Annotated in this window: 12 protein-coding genes and 1 pseudogene; 3 read left to right on the top strand and 10 right to left on the bottom strand. The window is 44.9% G+C overall.

What is annotated here, in order from left to right:
- The first annotated feature begins 83 nt into the window (after window positions 1-83).
- The 3 genes from B151_RS0112465 to merA are packed head-to-tail and all read left to right on the top strand — an operon-like array spanning window position 84 to window position 2,729.
- Window positions 84-464, top strand: a complete 381-nt coding sequence (locus B151_RS0112465; RefSeq protein WP_020403978.1) for an ArsR/SmtB family transcription factor — start codon at window positions 84-86, stop codon at window positions 462-464.
- Window positions 461-1,087 (top strand): mercuric transport protein MerTP, encoded by a 627-nt coding sequence (gene merTP / locus B151_RS0112460; RefSeq protein WP_020403977.1) that lies wholly within the window; start codon window positions 461-463, stop codon window positions 1,085-1,087. Before B151_RS0112465 ends, merTP begins: the two co-directional genes overlap by 4 nt.
- Window positions 1,088-1,091: 4 nt before the next feature.
- Entirely contained in the window at window positions 1,092-2,729 is a 1,638-nt protein-coding gene (gene merA / locus B151_RS0112455; protein WP_020403976.1) for a mercury(II) reductase, read from the top strand.
- 19 nt (window positions 2,730-2,748) lie between these two features.
- Here merA and B151_RS0112450 read toward each other — a convergent pair whose 3' ends face one another.
- The 10 genes and pseudogenes from B151_RS0112450 to B151_RS19650 all read right to left on the bottom strand — a co-directional run bounded on the left by B151_RS0112450 (window position 2,749) and on the right by B151_RS19650 (window position 17,547).
- On the bottom strand, window positions 2,749-3,627 hold the full coding sequence (locus B151_RS0112450) for a cation diffusion facilitator family transporter (RefSeq protein WP_020403975.1): 879 nt from the start codon (window positions 3,625-3,627) through the stop codon (window positions 2,749-2,751).
- Between the two features lie 36 nt (window positions 3,628-3,663).
- A pseudogene (locus B151_RS20455) lies at window positions 3,664-4,643 on the bottom strand (arsenic resistance protein).
- Window positions 4,644-4,757: 114 nt separating this feature from the next.
- Window positions 4,758-5,552 (bottom strand): cation efflux transmembrane domain-containing protein, encoded by a 795-nt coding sequence (locus B151_RS0112430; RefSeq protein ID WP_020403972.1) that lies wholly within the window; start codon window positions 5,550-5,552, stop codon window positions 4,758-4,760.
- A gap of 61 nt (window positions 5,553-5,613) precedes the next feature.
- Window positions 5,614-5,943 carry a P-II family nitrogen regulator gene (locus B151_RS0112425; protein ID WP_020403971.1) on the bottom strand — a complete coding sequence of 110 codons (330 nt, stop codon included), beginning with the start codon at window positions 5,941-5,943 and terminating at the stop codon, window positions 5,614-5,616.
- A 72-nt stretch (window positions 5,944-6,015) separates the two neighbouring features.
- The gene (locus B151_RS0112420; RefSeq protein WP_020403970.1) at window positions 6,016-7,215 is read right to left on the bottom strand and encodes an efflux RND transporter periplasmic adaptor subunit; all 1,200 of its coding nucleotides are present in this window, start codon (window positions 7,213-7,215) and stop codon (window positions 6,016-6,018) included.
- A gap of 22 nt (window positions 7,216-7,237) precedes the next feature.
- The gene (locus B151_RS0112415) at window positions 7,238-11,638 is read right to left on the bottom strand and encodes a CusA/CzcA family heavy metal efflux RND transporter (protein WP_026166651.1); all 4,401 of its coding nucleotides are present in this window, start codon (window positions 11,636-11,638) and stop codon (window positions 7,238-7,240) included.
- A gap of 659 nt (window positions 11,639-12,297) precedes the next feature.
- Entirely contained in the window at window positions 12,298-12,660 is a 363-nt protein-coding gene (locus tag B151_RS20450) for a Fur family transcriptional regulator (RefSeq protein WP_342665930.1), read from the bottom strand.
- A 255-nt stretch (window positions 12,661-12,915) separates the two neighbouring features.
- Complete coding sequence (locus B151_RS0112400; RefSeq protein WP_020403966.1) at window positions 12,916-14,175, bottom strand: Lnb N-terminal periplasmic domain-containing protein; 1,260 nt, start codon at window positions 14,173-14,175, stop codon at window positions 12,916-12,918.
- Window positions 14,162-15,697, bottom strand: a complete 1,536-nt coding sequence (locus B151_RS0112395; RefSeq protein ID WP_020403965.1) for a multicopper oxidase family protein — start codon at window positions 15,695-15,697, stop codon at window positions 14,162-14,164. The genes B151_RS0112400 and B151_RS0112395 overlap by 14 nt, the downstream gene beginning before the upstream one ends.
- A 53-nt stretch (window positions 15,698-15,750) precedes the next feature.
- Window positions 15,751-17,547: a protein-disulfide reductase DsbD family protein gene (locus B151_RS19650; protein ID WP_051069751.1), complete on the bottom strand. Its 1,797-nt coding sequence runs from the start codon at window positions 17,545-17,547 to the stop codon at window positions 15,751-15,753.

Genomic DNA, 17,547 nt, shown 5'->3' with positions numbered 1-17,547 from the left:
ACCTAACTTACTTCCTCATTTAATCATTTGCTTAAACGTTTCATTGACTATATATTTAAGCAATCACTTAAATAATAATTCCTATGAGCAAACAATCCTGTATTCGAGATGTAGCCGATCTGAACCAGATCAACCGCTGCATTGATTCTATCCATGCGGTAGAATCATCCATCTTAAAACTATCCGACATATTGAAACTGGCCGGAAATGATGTACGCCTGAAAATCCTGTTCTTGTTGAGCACGGAGAAAGATTTATGCCCGTGCGATTTGAGCGATATTTTAGATATGACCGTACCGGCGGTATCACAACACCTGCGAAAATTGAAAGACGCCGGACTTTTAGATTCAAGAAGAGAGGGAAAGCTCATTTTCTATTCCCTGCAAAAACCTTATGACGATCTTTTGAAACCACTTTTCAACCAAATTGAAAACAATACCATTATGGAGGTATTAGCCGCATGAACAAGCAACAGAAAAATAATTCTGATACCAAATGGCTGGGTGCGGGACTCGGAGTTGCATTTATCGCCTCCCTTTGCTGCATCACTCCGGTGCTGGCTATTCTGGCAGGCACAAGTGGTATCGCCTCTACGTTTTCATTCATGGACCCATTTCGACCTTATTTAATTGGGTTGACTGTTCTTTTACTTGGGTTTGCATGGTACCAAAAACTGAAGCCCTCAAAAGAGATCGACTGTGAATGTGATCCTGAAGAAGCCCGTTTCACCCAGTCTAAATCGTTTCTTGGCATCGTAACCGTAGTGGCGGCACTTTTGTTGGCTTTTCCAAACTACTCTCATTGGTTTTTCTCTGACGCTCAACCCACTCAAGTACAATATGTTTCCGAGGAAGATGTAGAACATGTAACCTTTAATGTGGAGGGCATGACCTGCGCTGGGTGTGAAGCCAGTGTAAAAAATGAGTTGGGTAAACTGGATGGAATTGTTGAGTCCGAGGTATCCTACGACAGCGGAACGGCTACTATTTCGTATTTGAAAACGAAGCTCACGGAAAAAGAACTTCAGGATGCGATCAATAAGACCGGATTTACAGCCAACCTTCAACAAGAGCAAGAAAACGAATAATAGGATGAAAGAACTGGAACTGGACATAGCGGGCATGACGTGTGATCATTGCGCCGTGTCTATTGAAAATAATCTATCCAAACTAAACGGAATACAGAAGGCGGATGTAAGCTACCCCAACGGAACGGCTACGGTATCATTTGATGAATCCACCCTTGATAAAGCTTCAGTGATTGAAGCCGTAAATGAGACGGGTAAGTATCAGGTAGTTGGCGAAACCGGAAAAGAGCAGTCTGGTGAACACCGTTACTCGTTGATTATTATCGGGGGCGGTTCGGCTGCTTTTGCTGCGGCTATCCGAACCAGTGAATTGGGAGGAACCGCACTGATTATCAATAAAGGTCTGCCAACCGGTGGAACCTGTGTAAATGTGGGGTGCGTGCCTTCCAAAACACTGATCCGAACAGCAGAAGCCTTTCACAATGCTTCCCATCCGAGATTTGAAGGGATTGAAACCACGGCAACCATTAGTGATTTCAAAAAAGTGATTGAGCAAAAACGGGAGATGGTTCTGGACCTGCGGCAGGAGAAGTATGTGAATGTGATAAAGGATGATCCAAGCATCACCCTTATTGAAGGGTACGGAAAGTTAATTCAAACAAATCAGGTTCAGGTAAATAATTCAACCTACACCGCCGAGAACATTTTAATTGCCACAGGAGCTTCCCCGTTTATTCCTGAAATACCCGGACTCAAAGAAGCGGGATATCTGACCAATGAATCGGCCTATGAACTTGAGCAGCTCCCGGAAGATCTCATCATTTTGGGTGGCGGATATATTGCTCTTGAAAATGCACAACTCTTTAGTCGACTGGGAAGCAAAGTGACGGTACTACAGCGATCAGAACATGTGTTAAGTGATCAACCCGAAGAGCTTGCAACAGCCTTAACGGGATATTTGGAAGAGGAAGGATTAACCATTTTGACGAATACAGACATTCTGGAAGTAACGAAAACAGATAAAAATAGAAGCATCCGTTTTACGGTAAATGGAGAGGAAAAAAAACTTGAAGCTGATCAGATATTGGTCGCTACCGGCAGGCAGGGAAATACAGGGAACCTGAATCTTGAATCCGCAGGGATTGACACCGAAGGTCGCGGCTATATTCCAGTGGATGAAACCATGCGAACCAATACATCCAACATCTTTGCCGCCGGCGATGTACTTGGCGAACGGCAGTTTGTATATACGGCTGCTTATGAAGGAAAAATCGCTGCTGAAAATGCGATGAGAGATAGTCATGGAAAAGCCGATTTTTCAGTCTTACCATGGGTTATTTTCACTGATCCACAGGTGGCCGGAGTGGGTATGGACGAACAGCAAGCGGAAGAAGCGGGACTTAACTATCAAGCAACTAAACTTACGCTGGATAATGTACCCCGATCCATTGCTGCGAGAGATACACGTGGTTTTATCAAGTTAATCCGAAACAAAGATAATGACCACTTGATTGGAGCTCGCATTTTGGCACCGGAGGGCTCGGAACTATTGATGGAACTGGCTCTGGCTATGAGGCATGGGGTAACCATTCAGTCGCTCAAGTCAGAATTTCATCCCTATCTGACCCTTTCTGAAGGAATTAAACTTGCGGCTCTCACTTTCGACAAAGACGTGAAGAAATTGAGCTGCTGTGCGGTTTAAAAGAGTATCAATAACCGTTTCACTCAATCAAAGATGAAGTTCCCTCATCCAGCTCCACTTCAATCGTGCTGTGGCTGAAGTTGTAAGGTTTAAGAATATCACGAATTTTCTTTTTGGCTTCCAGAATGTCTGAATAGCTTTCTACATTTTTAAGAATGAGGTGAGCAGTAAACACATGCTTTTCTCCATCCAGCGACCATAAGTGCAGGTGATTGGTATCGGCCACTATATCTTGCTCGAGGAATTTTTCTCGCAGTTCATCAATGCTTATATCATCCGGAGTTCCCTGTAAGAAAATGTGTAGGGTTTCCTTCAATCGTTTTACCACATTCCAAAGTACATAGGCAGTAATAAAGAGAGACAGTGCAGGATCTAAATAATGAATGTCTTTGAAAAGTAATACAATAGACACTACAAGAACGGCGGCCCAACCCAATACATCTTCCAACAGGTGCCAGGAAATAACTCGTTCATTAAGGGTTTTGCCATGACTCACCTTCCATGCAGCGTACCCATTCACTGCCACCCCCACGATGGCAAAAAGAAGCATTCCCTGAGCATCGGTATGTTCCGGCGATAAAATTCTGGCAACCGCTTCATTGATCACAAAGACAGATCCAGCGATCAGTACCAAGCTGTTAATCAAAGCACCAAGCAGCGAGAACCGGGTATAACCAAAGGTGAAGGATGAATTTGCTCCTTCTTTAGATTTATGATCCAAAAACCAGGAGAGTCCTAAGGATAGACTATCTCCCAAATCGTGCAGGGCATCGGAGATAATGGCCACACTGTTTACATACATACCTCCAAAAAATTCAAGAATGGTGAATCCAAAATTGAGAAAAAAGGCGAGTTTGATGTTTCCATGCTCGTGTTCGTGTGAATGATCGTGTGACATGTTGGTTGGGGTTTATTTTTTGTCAATAAGAATTTTTCATGATTTTGTGATTTCCGAAACTCTGCTATCTCTGATTTTCAGTAATAATTGAGATATCAAAGCCAGCACCGGTAATTCTATCAAAGGCCCAACGATTAAAGCCAGTGCTACCAGGGGACTGTCGGGAAAAGCTGTAAGAGCTATCGCCAATGCAATGGGTGAATTTCTTGCAAGTGTGGTAAGGTTTAAGCTGACCGAATCTTCATAATCAAAATGGAGCAGATAACTTGTAAAGCGACTCACCAGGAAATTTATGGCGAAAAATATCATTAGGGGGATCAGCAGAATAAGAACAGTTTTGATGTTTTGAAGAAGGTAATCACCCTGAGATGCAAACATAGCCATGATCGCTAACCCAAGAAATAGTACCTGAGATAGCTAAAAAAAAGGCAGCAGCTTGGTTTCAAGAAATACGGATTGCTTGAACCTGTGGAGCAGATATTTTGTGACTTGCGCTGCAACAAAGGGTACGATCAACACAAGGCCGATACTTTCAAACAGAAATGCCGGGTTCACCGAACCGGATGCACCAAAAAAGAGTAGTAAAAACACGGGTAATAAAATCACCTGTAAAATCAGGTTCAGAGGAAGCACAGAGGCACTAAGCGTCGTATTTCCTTTTGCAATACCGGTAAAAATCAGGTACCAATCCGTACAGGGGGGGTTATCATCAACATGACAAAACCTATCCAAAGGCTTAGGTGATCCTGAAGAAACAGGTAGCCCAGTACCCAGGCAAAAAAGGGTGTCCAGAGAAAATTGATGGCCAGGTTTGCTGAAAAGAATTTTAAATTGGAAAAGCTCTTCAGCAGATCGTTGATCGGGATGTTAAGAAATAGCCCAAATAGCATGAGCATTAAAAAAGGGACGATCACATATCCGGCAACCGATGCCACTGTTTCCACCTGCCCAGCCAGCAAACCTGCAATGACTGCCAGCGCTATAATAAGTGACTGATATCTGTTAATCGAATTCATACTAATATACTCCGCTCATTTCCAGAAGTCCTGTCGTGAGAACGCCGAAATTGATCGAAAAGATAAAAGATGGTTTTTCATCGTCTTTTGTCGTTAATTTAGTCTCATAATCTTTTATTTCGAGAGTTTCAAAATTCTTACTGCTCCTCTCATGACAAAACTAAACACAATAGCTCCGATGAGCAGATCCGGCCACCTGCTATCCAGTGCATAAACAAGAATTCCGGCCAAAATTACACCACCATTTACAATAATATCATTGGAGGTAAAAATTGTGCTTGCCTGCATGTGTGCTTCTTTGCTTTTCGCTTTATTGATAAGCCATAAGGTAAAAACATTTGCAACAAGAGCCGTTGAAGCAATAATGATCATCCAATGAAAGTCGGGCATTTCACCCACTCCAAGAAACCTCCGCAGTACTTCAAGAAATCCCAGTGATGCCAGACCCATCTGAAGATAGCCGCTAATTTTTGCTACTTTCTTTTTTCTTGCTACCGCTGCTCCAACAGCAAAAAGGCTGAGCGCATATACGGATGAATCTGCCAGCATATCTAGTGAGTCTGCAATCAGCCCCATAGAATTGATAATCCATCCGGCTGTCATTTCAATGATAAAGAAGAGAAAGTTGATCCCTAAAACCCACCATAGAATGTTCTTTTGTTGCTGCTCATCAGAAGCGAAAGGCGACATTTGAGCCTCTTTTGTTGAATTCAATTTAGAACCCAAACTCAGGGAGTCAAGGGCTTTCTCAATCTCATTAAGCCTATTTTCGTGATACACTTCTAATGTACGATTCGGGATATCAAAGTTTAGAGATTTAATATCTTCAAACTCTTCCAACCTCATTCGAATCATTTGCTCTTCGGCTGAGCAGTCCATTTGTGGAATATTAAATGTGGATTTTTTCATGGTTGAATATATGGGATTATTTTCATCTTCAACTTAACTGTGACAAAGAATCACCTGTTCCTTACCCCTCAAAAGGCTCACAGGTTTTAATCCTAAACGCTTTTTGAATATCTGTAACGTAAATGATGCCGTCACCGCGTTCCGGTGTTTTGGCATTGGCGCAGATAAGTTGAACAACGTTATCGGATTCTTTGCATTGACATACCAGCTCTAATTTTACGACTGGACTGTCCGTAAAGTGAAAATCCAGCGATGGGGACGCATCTTTCTGTTTGTATGCTCCGGTACCTTTTCCTTTGGAAAGCGTAACACTTTCATGTCCTGCTTCTTGGAGTGCTGCAACTACATTTTCTACTCTGTTTGGTTTTATAAAGGCTTTTATTTCTTTCATAATATTATGTGTTATGCATTAACCCCGGCAAAGCCATAAAAACATGAATATGGCTTTGCCGGAAAGTTTTTGTTAATCATCGTCGGAAGTCTGGCTTTTCTTCATTTCAGAGATCAGGTAATAGGCATTGTTCCAAGCTACTCGTGCTCCATCCGGCAATGGTTCTAACAACTTCACTTCAACCCAACCATCTTCCTCAATGCCGGTCATAATTTCTACCGGAGTGAAAGACCATTCGGTATTTCCGTTTTCCTCTTGTTGTTCTGCGGTGAATAGGTAGGTTTTACCCTCGTCCTCAACAATGGCATTCTCAGGCAAAGCAAAGGCTTTAGTCTCTGAAGTGTGAATCGTGCCGTTGATATACATCCCGGGAATCAGGAAACTTGCCTTCTGATCAATTTCGGCGTGCACATGCACTGCCCTAGGATTTTGTTCGAATTGTTTGCCTACAGAGTAAATGGTAGCTGTAAGTATTTGATCCGGTACTGACTGTACAGTAAAAGAGATGGATTGGCCCCTTTTAACTTTGTGCACATCTTTTTCAAAGACCATCAAATCGGCATGAACATGTTCGTTATCCACAATTTCGAACATGGTTGTTTGGGGATCTACATACTGACCGATTTGAACCAGAACCTTTTCAATGTAACCATCAATAGGGCTTACTACCGGCACCGATGAATAAATATCTCCGTCTTGTATTTGTTCAACGTCCAGGTTAAGCTGATTCAGTTGAGCCTCATAACCTTTGACCTCCGCCTTAACTGATTCGTATTCGGCTTTAGTTTGTTGGTAAGTTTGGCCGGAGCCTACCTTTTCATCATATAACCTTGCTTGTCGCTTAAATTCATGATCTAAATACAACATGCGCTGATACAACCGTACGTATTCAGTTTGGACTTTGGTTAAATTAGGATGGGAAAGGAAGGCAATAGTCTGATTTTTTGACACCTGATCTCCCTCAATAACTTCTATGGAACCAATATTACCTCCCAAAACCGCAGTTACGCTTGCCTCATGCTGCGGGGGAACTTCCAGCTGACCATTTGCTTCTACGCTCTCTGAGAGAAAGCGCAGGGACAAAGTATCCAGTTTCATTCCAAGGCTGTTGAACTTCAGTTCCGACAGATGAACCATGTTTTCTTCTGCCTCAGCCACACCGGCAAGTTCTGTTGCTTCTTGTTCTTTTTCATCGCTATTGATCTCGCCGCAGGCTGTAAAAACAGATGCAAGGACAGCCAATAAAATTATATATAAATTAGATTTATTCATTTTTTTGTTGATTTAAAATCTGTTATTGAGTTTTGTTGAGGTAGTATTCTAATTGGAAATGGCTATTCAGATAATTGCCAAATGCATTCCATGAGTCGATTTCAATGCGAATGGCATCTCTGATGCTTTGAAAGAAAGCCACATAGTCTATGGCTCCTTCTTCATAAGAGGTGATGGCACCTTGCTGTTGTTCTTTGGCAAGAGGGAGTGCTTCCTGTCGATAATATTCCCACGAGCGCAACCATTTCTGATAATTTTCCCGGATACTGTTATAGGTACTGTTGAATTCTCTCTGAGCCTGGTCTAGGTTTTGACGGGCAATATTTCGTTCAATCCGGGCGGATTGAGTTTTCCCGGCCTTAGACCAGAAGAATACCGGAAGTCTGATCCCGATCTCATAGGAATTAAAGCCACCTTGCCCAGCTATTTCCTGCCAGCCATAACTGGCTTGAAAACTTGGTAAAAACTGACTTCTTTGTTCTTTAATCGATGCTTCCGCCACGTCAATTTTTTGTTGATATAAAGCAATCAGCGGATGGTCGAATGTAGAATCTACCTGTAAAGGTTGAACAAGCTGTTCGGCTGAAACACTTTGAACCGTGTATAACGAGTCCCCCTCAAACCATTTGTTAAAAGCTCGAACAGCAGCCCCATAATCGCGGAAGGCTTGTTCTGTTTGTATGGTAATTTGGTTGGCCTGATTCATGATATTAAGATATCCCAGCCGGGAAATTTCCTCCGTTTCAAATTTTATTTCCGCAGCCCTAGCAATATCCCTGAATTGCTGGTTCAGGCGATTATAGATCTCATATTGTTGTTTAGCGATGAAAACCGTTGACCAGTCCTGCTTTACCCGGAGCCTGAGCTCTAACTCAGACAATTCATAGTTCAGCCTGGCAAGTTCTGTTTGTTCATTCCGATGATTTAGCCTTGGTAAAACACCGAACAGATCAAACTGCTGCTGAATGCCAAATTTTGTAGTAACACCGTCCGAACCGTTGCCGAACTCTTCACCTCCGGTAAAGAGGTTCGTATCGCCAAAGTCCCAGGCTGTTTTTTGAAGAGCCTTCCTGTTGTCAATTCCAAGCCTGGCTGCCTCAAGAGAAGGATAATTTGCTATCGCTTTTTGAACGGCCTGATCCAGAGCAATTTGCGGGAGGGTATCATTCAGCACCTGTTCCTGAGCCTGTACAGAATCGGGAGAAAGCAGCAGGCTTCCACCAATAATCAGCAACACAACGGAGGCCATAGAAGTACTACCCGGCTTGTGTTTTCTCATTTTACGCTTTTCTATGTACGCATAAAGGATGGGCAGCACGACCAACGTAAGCAGCGTGGCGCTAATCAACCCGCCGATTACAACAGTGGCCAGCGGCCGCTGTACTTCAGCACCGGCTGTTGTTGAAAACGCCATCGGAAGAAAACCCATAATAGCCGCCGTAGCGGTCAATAAAATGGGGCGAAGTCGCTCTTTGGTACCTGTCAAAATTCGTTCTTGTAAATCCATAACACCTTCGATTTTTAATGAATTAAACCGGCTGACGAGCACAAGGCCGTTTAGCACAGCCACTCCGAACAATACAATGAAACCAACTCCGGCAGAAATACTGAAGTCCATTCCACGTAAAGCCAGGAAGAAGACACCTCCAATAGAAGCCAGGGGAATAGCCAGATAGATCATTACCGACTGTGAGAACGATTTTAGTGCGAAGTACAGTAGCACAAAGATAAGAAACAGGGCTATAGGCACTACAATAGCCAATCGGTTCTTGGCCCGTTGCAGATTCTCAAATTCACCCCCATAAGTAATGTAATAACCCGGCGGCAGATTCAATTCGGCCTCCAGTTTTTCTTGAATATCCAAAACCACCGATTCCACATCCCGCCCGCGTGTATTCACACCAACATAGCTCCTGCGAAAGGTGTTATCTCGCGAGATCTGCATAGGCCCCGGCTGATAACTGATATCCGCCACTTCTTTAACCGGCACCTGTGCACCGTTTTCCAGATCTACATACAGATTGCGAATATCCTCAATGCCAGTACGATGAGCTTCATCAAAGCGGATCACAAGATCAAATCGTCTTTCGCCTTCGAATACAACTCCAGCAACACCTCCGGCAAAAGCTGAACTTACGTATTGATTGAGCTTCGTGATATCCAGTCCATATTGAGCCACTTTTTGCCGGTCATACCTAACGGTCATTTGAGGTAGTCCAGCCGTACGTTCGGGACTCACATCACCCACCCCTGGAATAGTTTGAATAATTTGAGCCATTTCCTGAACTTTCTCCGCCAATACATCTATGTCGTCTCCGTATAGCTTTACGGCGATATCTTCTCGTACACCTTCCAAAAGTTCGTTAAACCTAAGCTCTACCGGCTGGGTAAAAACGAAATTCACACCTATCATGGTCTGATCGAGTTTACTCTTTATTTTTTCTATCAGCTCCTCTTTAGATTCGGCAGAGATCCAGTTTTCTTTATTCTTGTCCAGAATGATGTACATGTCGGCAATGTCCATGGGCATAGGATCAGTGGGAATATCAGCTACCCCAATTCGAGCTGTTACTGTTTCTATCTCTGGAAATTCTTCCAGCAGTGTCGTCTCAATTTTCTTGGATTGATCGATCGCCTCTGATAATCCACTGCCCGGACGGAATAGGGCTTGCATGGCAATATCTCCCTCATCCAGTTGTGGAATAAATTCACCTCCCATTCTCGAAAAGGTGAACATCGCACCGCCAAAAAGCAGTATGGCAGCTACAATCACAACAGGTTTTCGCTTTAACGACCATTGGATAACCGGATCGTAGCCCTTCTGAATAAAGGATATAAGTTTGTTGCTGATCCGATCGAGGCCTCGCTCGAACCGGGCAAACCATCCCTTTCTATTTTGTGAGGGTTTCATAAACAGTGCCGAGACCATTGGTACATAGGTAAGACATAAAATAATAGCACCTAATACAGCAAACCCAAAGGTGAATGCCATAGGACGGAACATCTTACCTTCTACTCCTTCCAGAAACAGGATAGGGGCAAATACAATAAGGATGATCAACTGTCCAAAGAAGGCAGCATTCATCATGGTGCTGCTTGCCTTGTAGGCAATTTCATTCATCTGTGTTTTACTAAAAGCACGTTTTCCGGATTTCACCCTTTTTTCAATTTCATGAACCGTGCCTTCCACTATAATTACGGCTCCATCAACAATAATACCGAAGTCGATGGCTCCAAGGCTCATTAGATTGGCCCACACCCCGGTGGCCTTCATCATTATAAAAGCAAAAAGAAGGGAAAGCGGAATAAGTGAGGCGGTTATTAACCCTCCGCGTAAACTTCCTAAGAGTATTACCAAAACGAAAACTACAATCAATGCACCTTCCACCAGGTTTGTGGTAACTGTACTGGTGGTTCGTTCAATAAGAGCACTTCGATCAAGGAAAGGCTCAATCTTTAAACCTTCAGGCAGTGACTTTTGAATTTCAGCAATTCTATCCTGAACGTTTTGAATGGTTGCATTCGGGTTTGAGCCTTTCAGCATCATAATAATGCCACCTACTGCTTCCTCACCATCCTGAGTAAAAGCTCCATAACGAATTTGAGTTCCAAAGGTAACCTCTTCTGCTACATCTCTGATTAGGATGGGTAGTCCGTTTTCGTTCTTGACTACAATGTTTTCTATATCTTCAAGGCTGCGTATCAATCCTTCGCCACGAATAAAATTAGCCATCTTGTTTTTCTCGATATAGGCCCCGCCGGTATTTACATTATTCCTGGACATTGCCTCATATACTTCTGAAATACTAACTCCCATTGCATTTAGTTTATCAGGACTTATGGCTACTTCATATTGTTTGATGCCTCCACCGAAGGAGTTGACCTCTATAACCCCTTCCAGGAGCACCATTTGGCGCTTAATAATCCAATCTTGTATTGTGCGCAATTCATCAGGCGTATATTGATCTTCATATGCAGGGTCCACCTGAATGGAGTACTCGTAAATTTGGCCTAATCCACTTGAAATGGGCCCCATGGATGGACTTCCAAAATTCTCGGGGATCGTTTCGCCCAGTTCACTGAGTTTTTCCTGTACCAGTTGCCGGGGTAAATAGGTACCCATATCATCTTCGAAAACGATGGTAACCACGGATAACCCGAATCGGGATACCGAACGGATTTCAGTTACTCCTGGCAGGTTACCCATGGCAAGCTCCACGGGATAGGTTACAAATTGTTCAATGTCTTCGGTAGATAGATTTTCCGATACCGTAATCACCTGTACCTGATTATTTGTAATATCAGGAACCGAACCTAGATTAATGGTCATCATAGAATATAATCCTACTCCTATTAGAGACAGGATAAACAAGCCGATGATAAACTTGTTCTTAATCGAAAAGGCAATAATTTTGTTGATCATGTTTACAGCTGAGTGAATATAGATTAGTCTTTGATGCCGATCTTTTTCAAATACTTTGGCTGAAACCACAGAATGACCAGAGGTTAAACAGCTCGTTGAAAAAAATGGATGGGGCAGAATTTGTTTCTGCTAAATAGAGAAAGGCAGGTATTAAATCAGAAGTTGTGTGACTTTAATAACTTTAAGAGTTATTGGAGGGGATAAGTTGTCTTTTAGATATACAGGTAACGTAATTTGAACAACAGGGTCACCATAGTTCCCAAACAAATAAGGAATGATTGGAAACATAAACTTACAGTCCGGGCACTCATTTCTTAACAGTGCATCATCATAGCAGCACTGATTTTGAAATTGATGGTGCTTTTTTTCAACTGTTTTGTACTCAGAATTAGTCTCTTCTGAATGTTGTAATACAATTTCAAAACAGCCTTTATCTAAGTTGTAGGTAGAGGAAACATCATGAGTACTTGCTAATACAGAAACACTTAAGGGTAGAAAAAAGAAAAACCCTGCCCATGAAAAAAGAAAAGATGCGATTGTCGCAACATTCAGATTACGTATGTATGCTCTGAAAAAATACAATTCTTTAAGGGGAAATATTGTGATTAAGTAGAATGCAGATAATAAGGATTATTTGTAATGCAACTCAATTGCAAAGATCAGGAAGAACAGGAAGGACAACTCCCGGTTATCACAAAATTGCCGTTGGATGGAGTAAAATTTTCGGGCAGATCGTAGTTAGGAATGCCAAGATGTGGAAAACAAAATGTTTGTTCACAGGATAAACAATAAAAATGAACGTGCACATCATCCGGGTACGAACAGGTACAGTTTTCAGAACAAAGGGCATATTTAGTTATCCCACTTGCATCGTTTATTTGATGCACCAAACCATGTTCTAAGAATGTTTTTAAGGTACGATAAAGCGTTGTCCGATCTGCATGGGTAAACTTTTCTTCAAGATCTGATAGGCTTATTACCGACTTAGTTTCAGCCATGAAAAGAAGAATCCGCATGCGCATAGCGGTCGGTTGTATATCTCTGCTCTGCAATCTTTTTTCATGAATAGTCATCTTCATTGAAATAATATTCGTTGATTAATGTGTACAAGTAATATTCATACATAGGGCCGGTCGCCTGTATAAATTTTCCCAATTCAATTCTAAATTACCACTAAAATCTTTGAAACTCATATTTGGTAATTTTGACATAAATATATGGGTTCGGGGCAGTTATCTTTCGTTTCCAAAATTCTAAATAAGTGAAAGATTGGCAAGCTATAACACATTGACCATTTCCTGATTTACTGATTCGGATTGCTTTTTAATACTCCGAAATCCCAACAAAAAAAGAAGAGGCAAAATTGCAGAGGGGATCTGTTGAGGAATAAATGACCAGCTTAGGAGAAAGAGCAGAAGAATAGCTGCATATAGTACCAAAAACACTTTATAATTTTCTGAAAGTCGTTTTCTGCCCATAAAAGAAAATATAAAGGCCGACAAAGCCGGGGCAGACCACACTATATTCCAATTCCATTTGGTTGAGGGATACGAAGAAAAAAACCACAAAAAAATGATCAACACTCCAATCAACCCAATTATCCCGAATAACAGACGGTCGAACCAAAACCAGAATGTGTGATTAGTTCTATAGAAAAACCCGGCAAGCAGGCTTGTAATCAGCAAAAACCAAAAGCTTAAAGTGGGGCTTACACTCGCAGGACTAATGACAGACCGTTTCTGAGGGGCATAAAATCTCTGCTCTGAAACCAAGGCAAGACTTGTATCAGCTTGCTGAATCCGGGCGTGTGAAAATCCCTCTTTTAACAGGTCGGGTAAGAACAGCGTTTCCGACTCGGGTGGGTTGCGGTCGGCGGGAGTACCCAACAGCAAGTTAATCCCAAATTTTACCCAGGAAACGGATTTCAGGTAGGGATTAATAAACTGCCGAAAACTATTCTTTGCTGGATTTAGTGGTTTTTGAAACCGGAGCGAATCACCGATGACTGTGTTGAGGGCATCATAGACCCGCGTGGTGCAGTTGTCATAAAAGAACTCATAAGAATAGTACCGGTTTTCGGGTTTTGCATTGTTTTCTAAATAGCGGAACAGCTGTTGGGTTTGCTGCGGGCTCAGGTTGAGCTTCTGTTCGGTGATGGCGCGACCGGCCTTCAGATAACCCTCTTTTGCATTTTCAAACTGGTTTACCGAAAGGAAATATTGCAGGTTGCCAAGGGCAAACTTCCAGTAGAATCCGTCTGTATCAAAATCGAAGGTGCCGTAGTTGTAGGTGCGGTTAATGTTGTTGACCGGGTCGGAAATCCGAAGCGCTGTATGGCCGAAAATTGTATAGAGTTCATTGCCCGGCGAGGCGGTGATAAGGCTTACCTGTGTCTTATCAGAAAGTTGTGCCTGCTGTGCCCAAAGCGGGACGGTTAAACCCCCAAAAAATACCGCCAGCAGGATGCAGAACTTTTTGTATTTGTATATGAAACATTGATCAACAGTTAAAACGAGCATGGCTTTATATAATCTCAAAATTGGCCATCATTCCGTTGTCTTCATGCTCCAGATTGTGGCAGTGAAAAACGTAGAGCCCTTTTTCAGCATCAAATTTGGTAAGCACCCGCACGGTTTCTCCGGCATCCACGCGGACGGTATCTTTCCAGCCGCGCTCGTGCGGGGCCAGGCTGCCGCCGCTGCGCTCCAGTACCTTAAACTGGGTGGCATGCAGGTGCATGGGATGCGGCATCGCCATCATCGTGCGGTTGTTGAACTCCCAGACCTCCAGTGCGCCTTGCTGAACTTTTTGATCCACCCGCAGCATCTCGAAAAACTTACCATCGATAGCCGCCCCCTGCATCATCTTCATAGTCAGTTCGATGCGGCGGGTACGGCCGGCGTCATCTTCGTTGGGAAATGATAGCTCTGTAAGTATTTGCGGCAAACGAAAGGAATCATCTTCCTCTTTGGTGATACGAAATTCGAGGAAGGCTCCGCCATTTTCAGAATTACGTCTGTCTCTGCCCATCATTCCACGCATCCCCCTCCTGTTTTCGGAGCCTCTCATCATCCCTCTCCCGTCCATCATGCCACCGCCGTCTCCGTTCATCATCCCGCCCATACCGTTTCGGGGTTCGGCGGTCATCTGAACCTTCTCTCCCACGTTATAGCCGCTGAAGTCCACCAGCAGGTCGGCCCGTTCGCCCGGCGCCAAGGTGATAGACGATATTTCATACGGGCGGCCGAGAAGTCCTCCGTCGCTGCCGATCACATAAAATGAGCTGTTGTCGCTGAAGGAAAAATCCAGAATGCGGGCGTTGGAGCCGTTCAGCAGGCGGAGCCGGTAAAAGCGATTGCTTACTTCGTGGTAGGGTGCCTGTATGCCGTTCACTAGCAGGGAATTACCAAAGAAGCCCATCATCCGGTCCATCCTGTTCAGGTTATAGGTTATGCGGCCCCGGTCGCTGATGCGTTTATCCTGAACGATTAAAGGTAGTTCGTAATCACCGGACGGTAAATTGAACGACTGCTCTTCTTCGTCTTCAATGATGAAAAAACCGCCCAGTCCCCGGTAAACCTGCGGTCCGGTCAGCTTGTCGGGATGCGGATGGTACCAGTAGGTGCCTGCCCGCTGATCCGCATCGAACCGGTAGTTGTAGGTTTGTCCGGGTTGCACGGCGTCTTTGGGGTGGCCGTCCATCTCGGGCGGGACGATCAGCCCGTGCCAGTGAATGATACTTTCCTGGTCGATGCGGTTCTGATAGTCGATAGCCAGGCTTTCACCCCTCTTCACACGGATGGTAGGGCTGGGCAGCGAGCCGTTCAGGGTATAGACATCCGAGGCGGTATCTCCGGCCAGTGTTCTCCGGGCGGTTTCAGCAGCCAGCTCAAAATCGGTGGCACGAATCTCTTCCGGAAATGCCAGTGGACGGCTAAAGGCATCCTCCGGAAAGATGATGCTGTTTTTCCCCTCCGGGCTACAGGCCAGCAGGGCCGGTGAAAGTGTTGCTATTCCGGTTCCGATACTTGCAAGTCTAAGGAATTCTTTACGTTTCATGACGGCTTTGTATTTAATTTTCTGTGTTTGTTTCTTGTCTAATTTTCAATCCTTTATTCAGGCATTCGCTTCAAAAATTCCTCAGCATCTACGAACCCGGTAATGCGGGCCTCCTCAATTTCATTTCCCTCATCGTCCAGAAAAATAATCGTCGGCACCCCGGCCACATCGAACTGTTTGCGGAGCGCTTCGGCTTCGGGCGATCCGTAATCGGTGAGATCCACTTTTATTGTCCGGTATGGCTGCAATGCCGCAATCACATCCGGATTGGTGAAAGTAATGCGATCCAGTTCCAGGCAGGGCACGCACCAGTCGGCCGTGAAATCCAGCACCACCGGCGTTCCTTTTGAAACGGCTGCCTCCAGTTTGTCGGGATGATAGGACTCCCACTGAACGGTAGATTTTGTCAGGTTTACAATGATAAGCAGTCCGCCTATCATACCGGCAACACCCACCACCCGCTTCACGCGCGAAAAAATCTTCCGGTTGCGGCCCGATGATTCTATAAAGCCGAGGTAGATCCCACCCAGGATCAGCGTTGGCGGCAGGGTGTACAGCACATATTTCGGAAACCAGGCCAGTGCCAGAAAGAACAGAGCAGCACCGACCAGTACCACGCCAAACACTTTTTTCACCCATACCATCCACTGGCCGGATCGCGGCAGCTTGGAAAGCAGGCTGCTGAAGGTGCCGAGGATGAGATACGGAAGCCCAAGCCCGAGGGCCATCACAAAAAAGGTAAAGAAACCAAACAGCGGATCGCCTTGGGCGCCCACGAAGGTCAGCAGCGCAATGACCGGCGGACCGATACAGGGGGCGGCAAAAATGCCCACCATCACCCCGGACAGAAAATGGCCGGCCGGGCCTACGCTGCCCCCGGCGCTGCCCAGTTTTTGCATCAGCCATTGCGGGGGTTGCAGCTCGTACAGTCCGAACATGCTCAGCGCCATGGCCAATAGGATAATACCGACTCCTGCCAGAACCGCTGAACTCTGAAGCCAATTACCGAACAGGCTGCCGGTGTAGGCGGCCGCCACGCCCAGCACGCTGTACATGCTGACGATCCCAAGCACGTAGATCGAGGCCATCATAAACGTCTTCCGGGTACGGGTTTCTTTTTCCGCCTGCCCGCCGAACAAAGAGACTGTGACCGACAGCATGGGATAGACGCAGGGGGTGAGGTTGAGCGCCAGTCCGATCAGGAATATCCCCAGAAAAGCCAGAATCGTGCCCCGTTCGCTGAACATCGAGGCGATGGAATTGTCGGTCAGGGAAGCCGGGGAGTCCCACCCTTCTCTGCCAGAATATTCGGTAAACAGTCCCTGATTGATCGTTTTGAAGGCCGTTTTAGCCGCCACAACTTCCACAGGAATGGATATATCCAGCGTGGAAGGCGCCAGGCAGGATTTGTCATCGCAGGCCTGCACGCGCAGGCTGCCGGTAAGGGTATAGGAGCCGGGGGCCAGGGCGGGGGCTGTTGCCAGTGTGAAAAATATGGGAGCACCGCCCTGATACACATCCAGCGGTTCCCCGGCGAAAGCAAAGTTAAATTCCTCTGATTCTGGATATTGAATTCCTGAAACCCTGAAACCGGCTTGCTCATCGATGGTTAACTCCGTACCGATCAGGTAATCGAGGGTGGGCTGGTGAGCATTAACGTGCCAGCCCTCATCAATGTTCATCACCACAGCGGCGGCAACGGAATCTCCGGCCGGAACCACATTTTGAGAAAGCCGGACCTCGGTGGCCAATTTTCCGGTGCTGCCCGTCGGTTGGGCTGTAACTATAATCCCTAATCCGGATAAAAGCAGGGCAGCCAGTGAAACAATAATGAATTGGTGTATTTTCAT

The organism is Gracilimonas tropica DSM 19535 (assembly GCF_000375425.1).
GTDB classification, from domain to species: Bacteria; Bacteroidota; Rhodothermia; order Balneolales; family Balneolaceae; genus Gracilimonas; species Gracilimonas tropica.
This window is presented reverse-complemented; position numbering and strand designations above follow the sequence as displayed.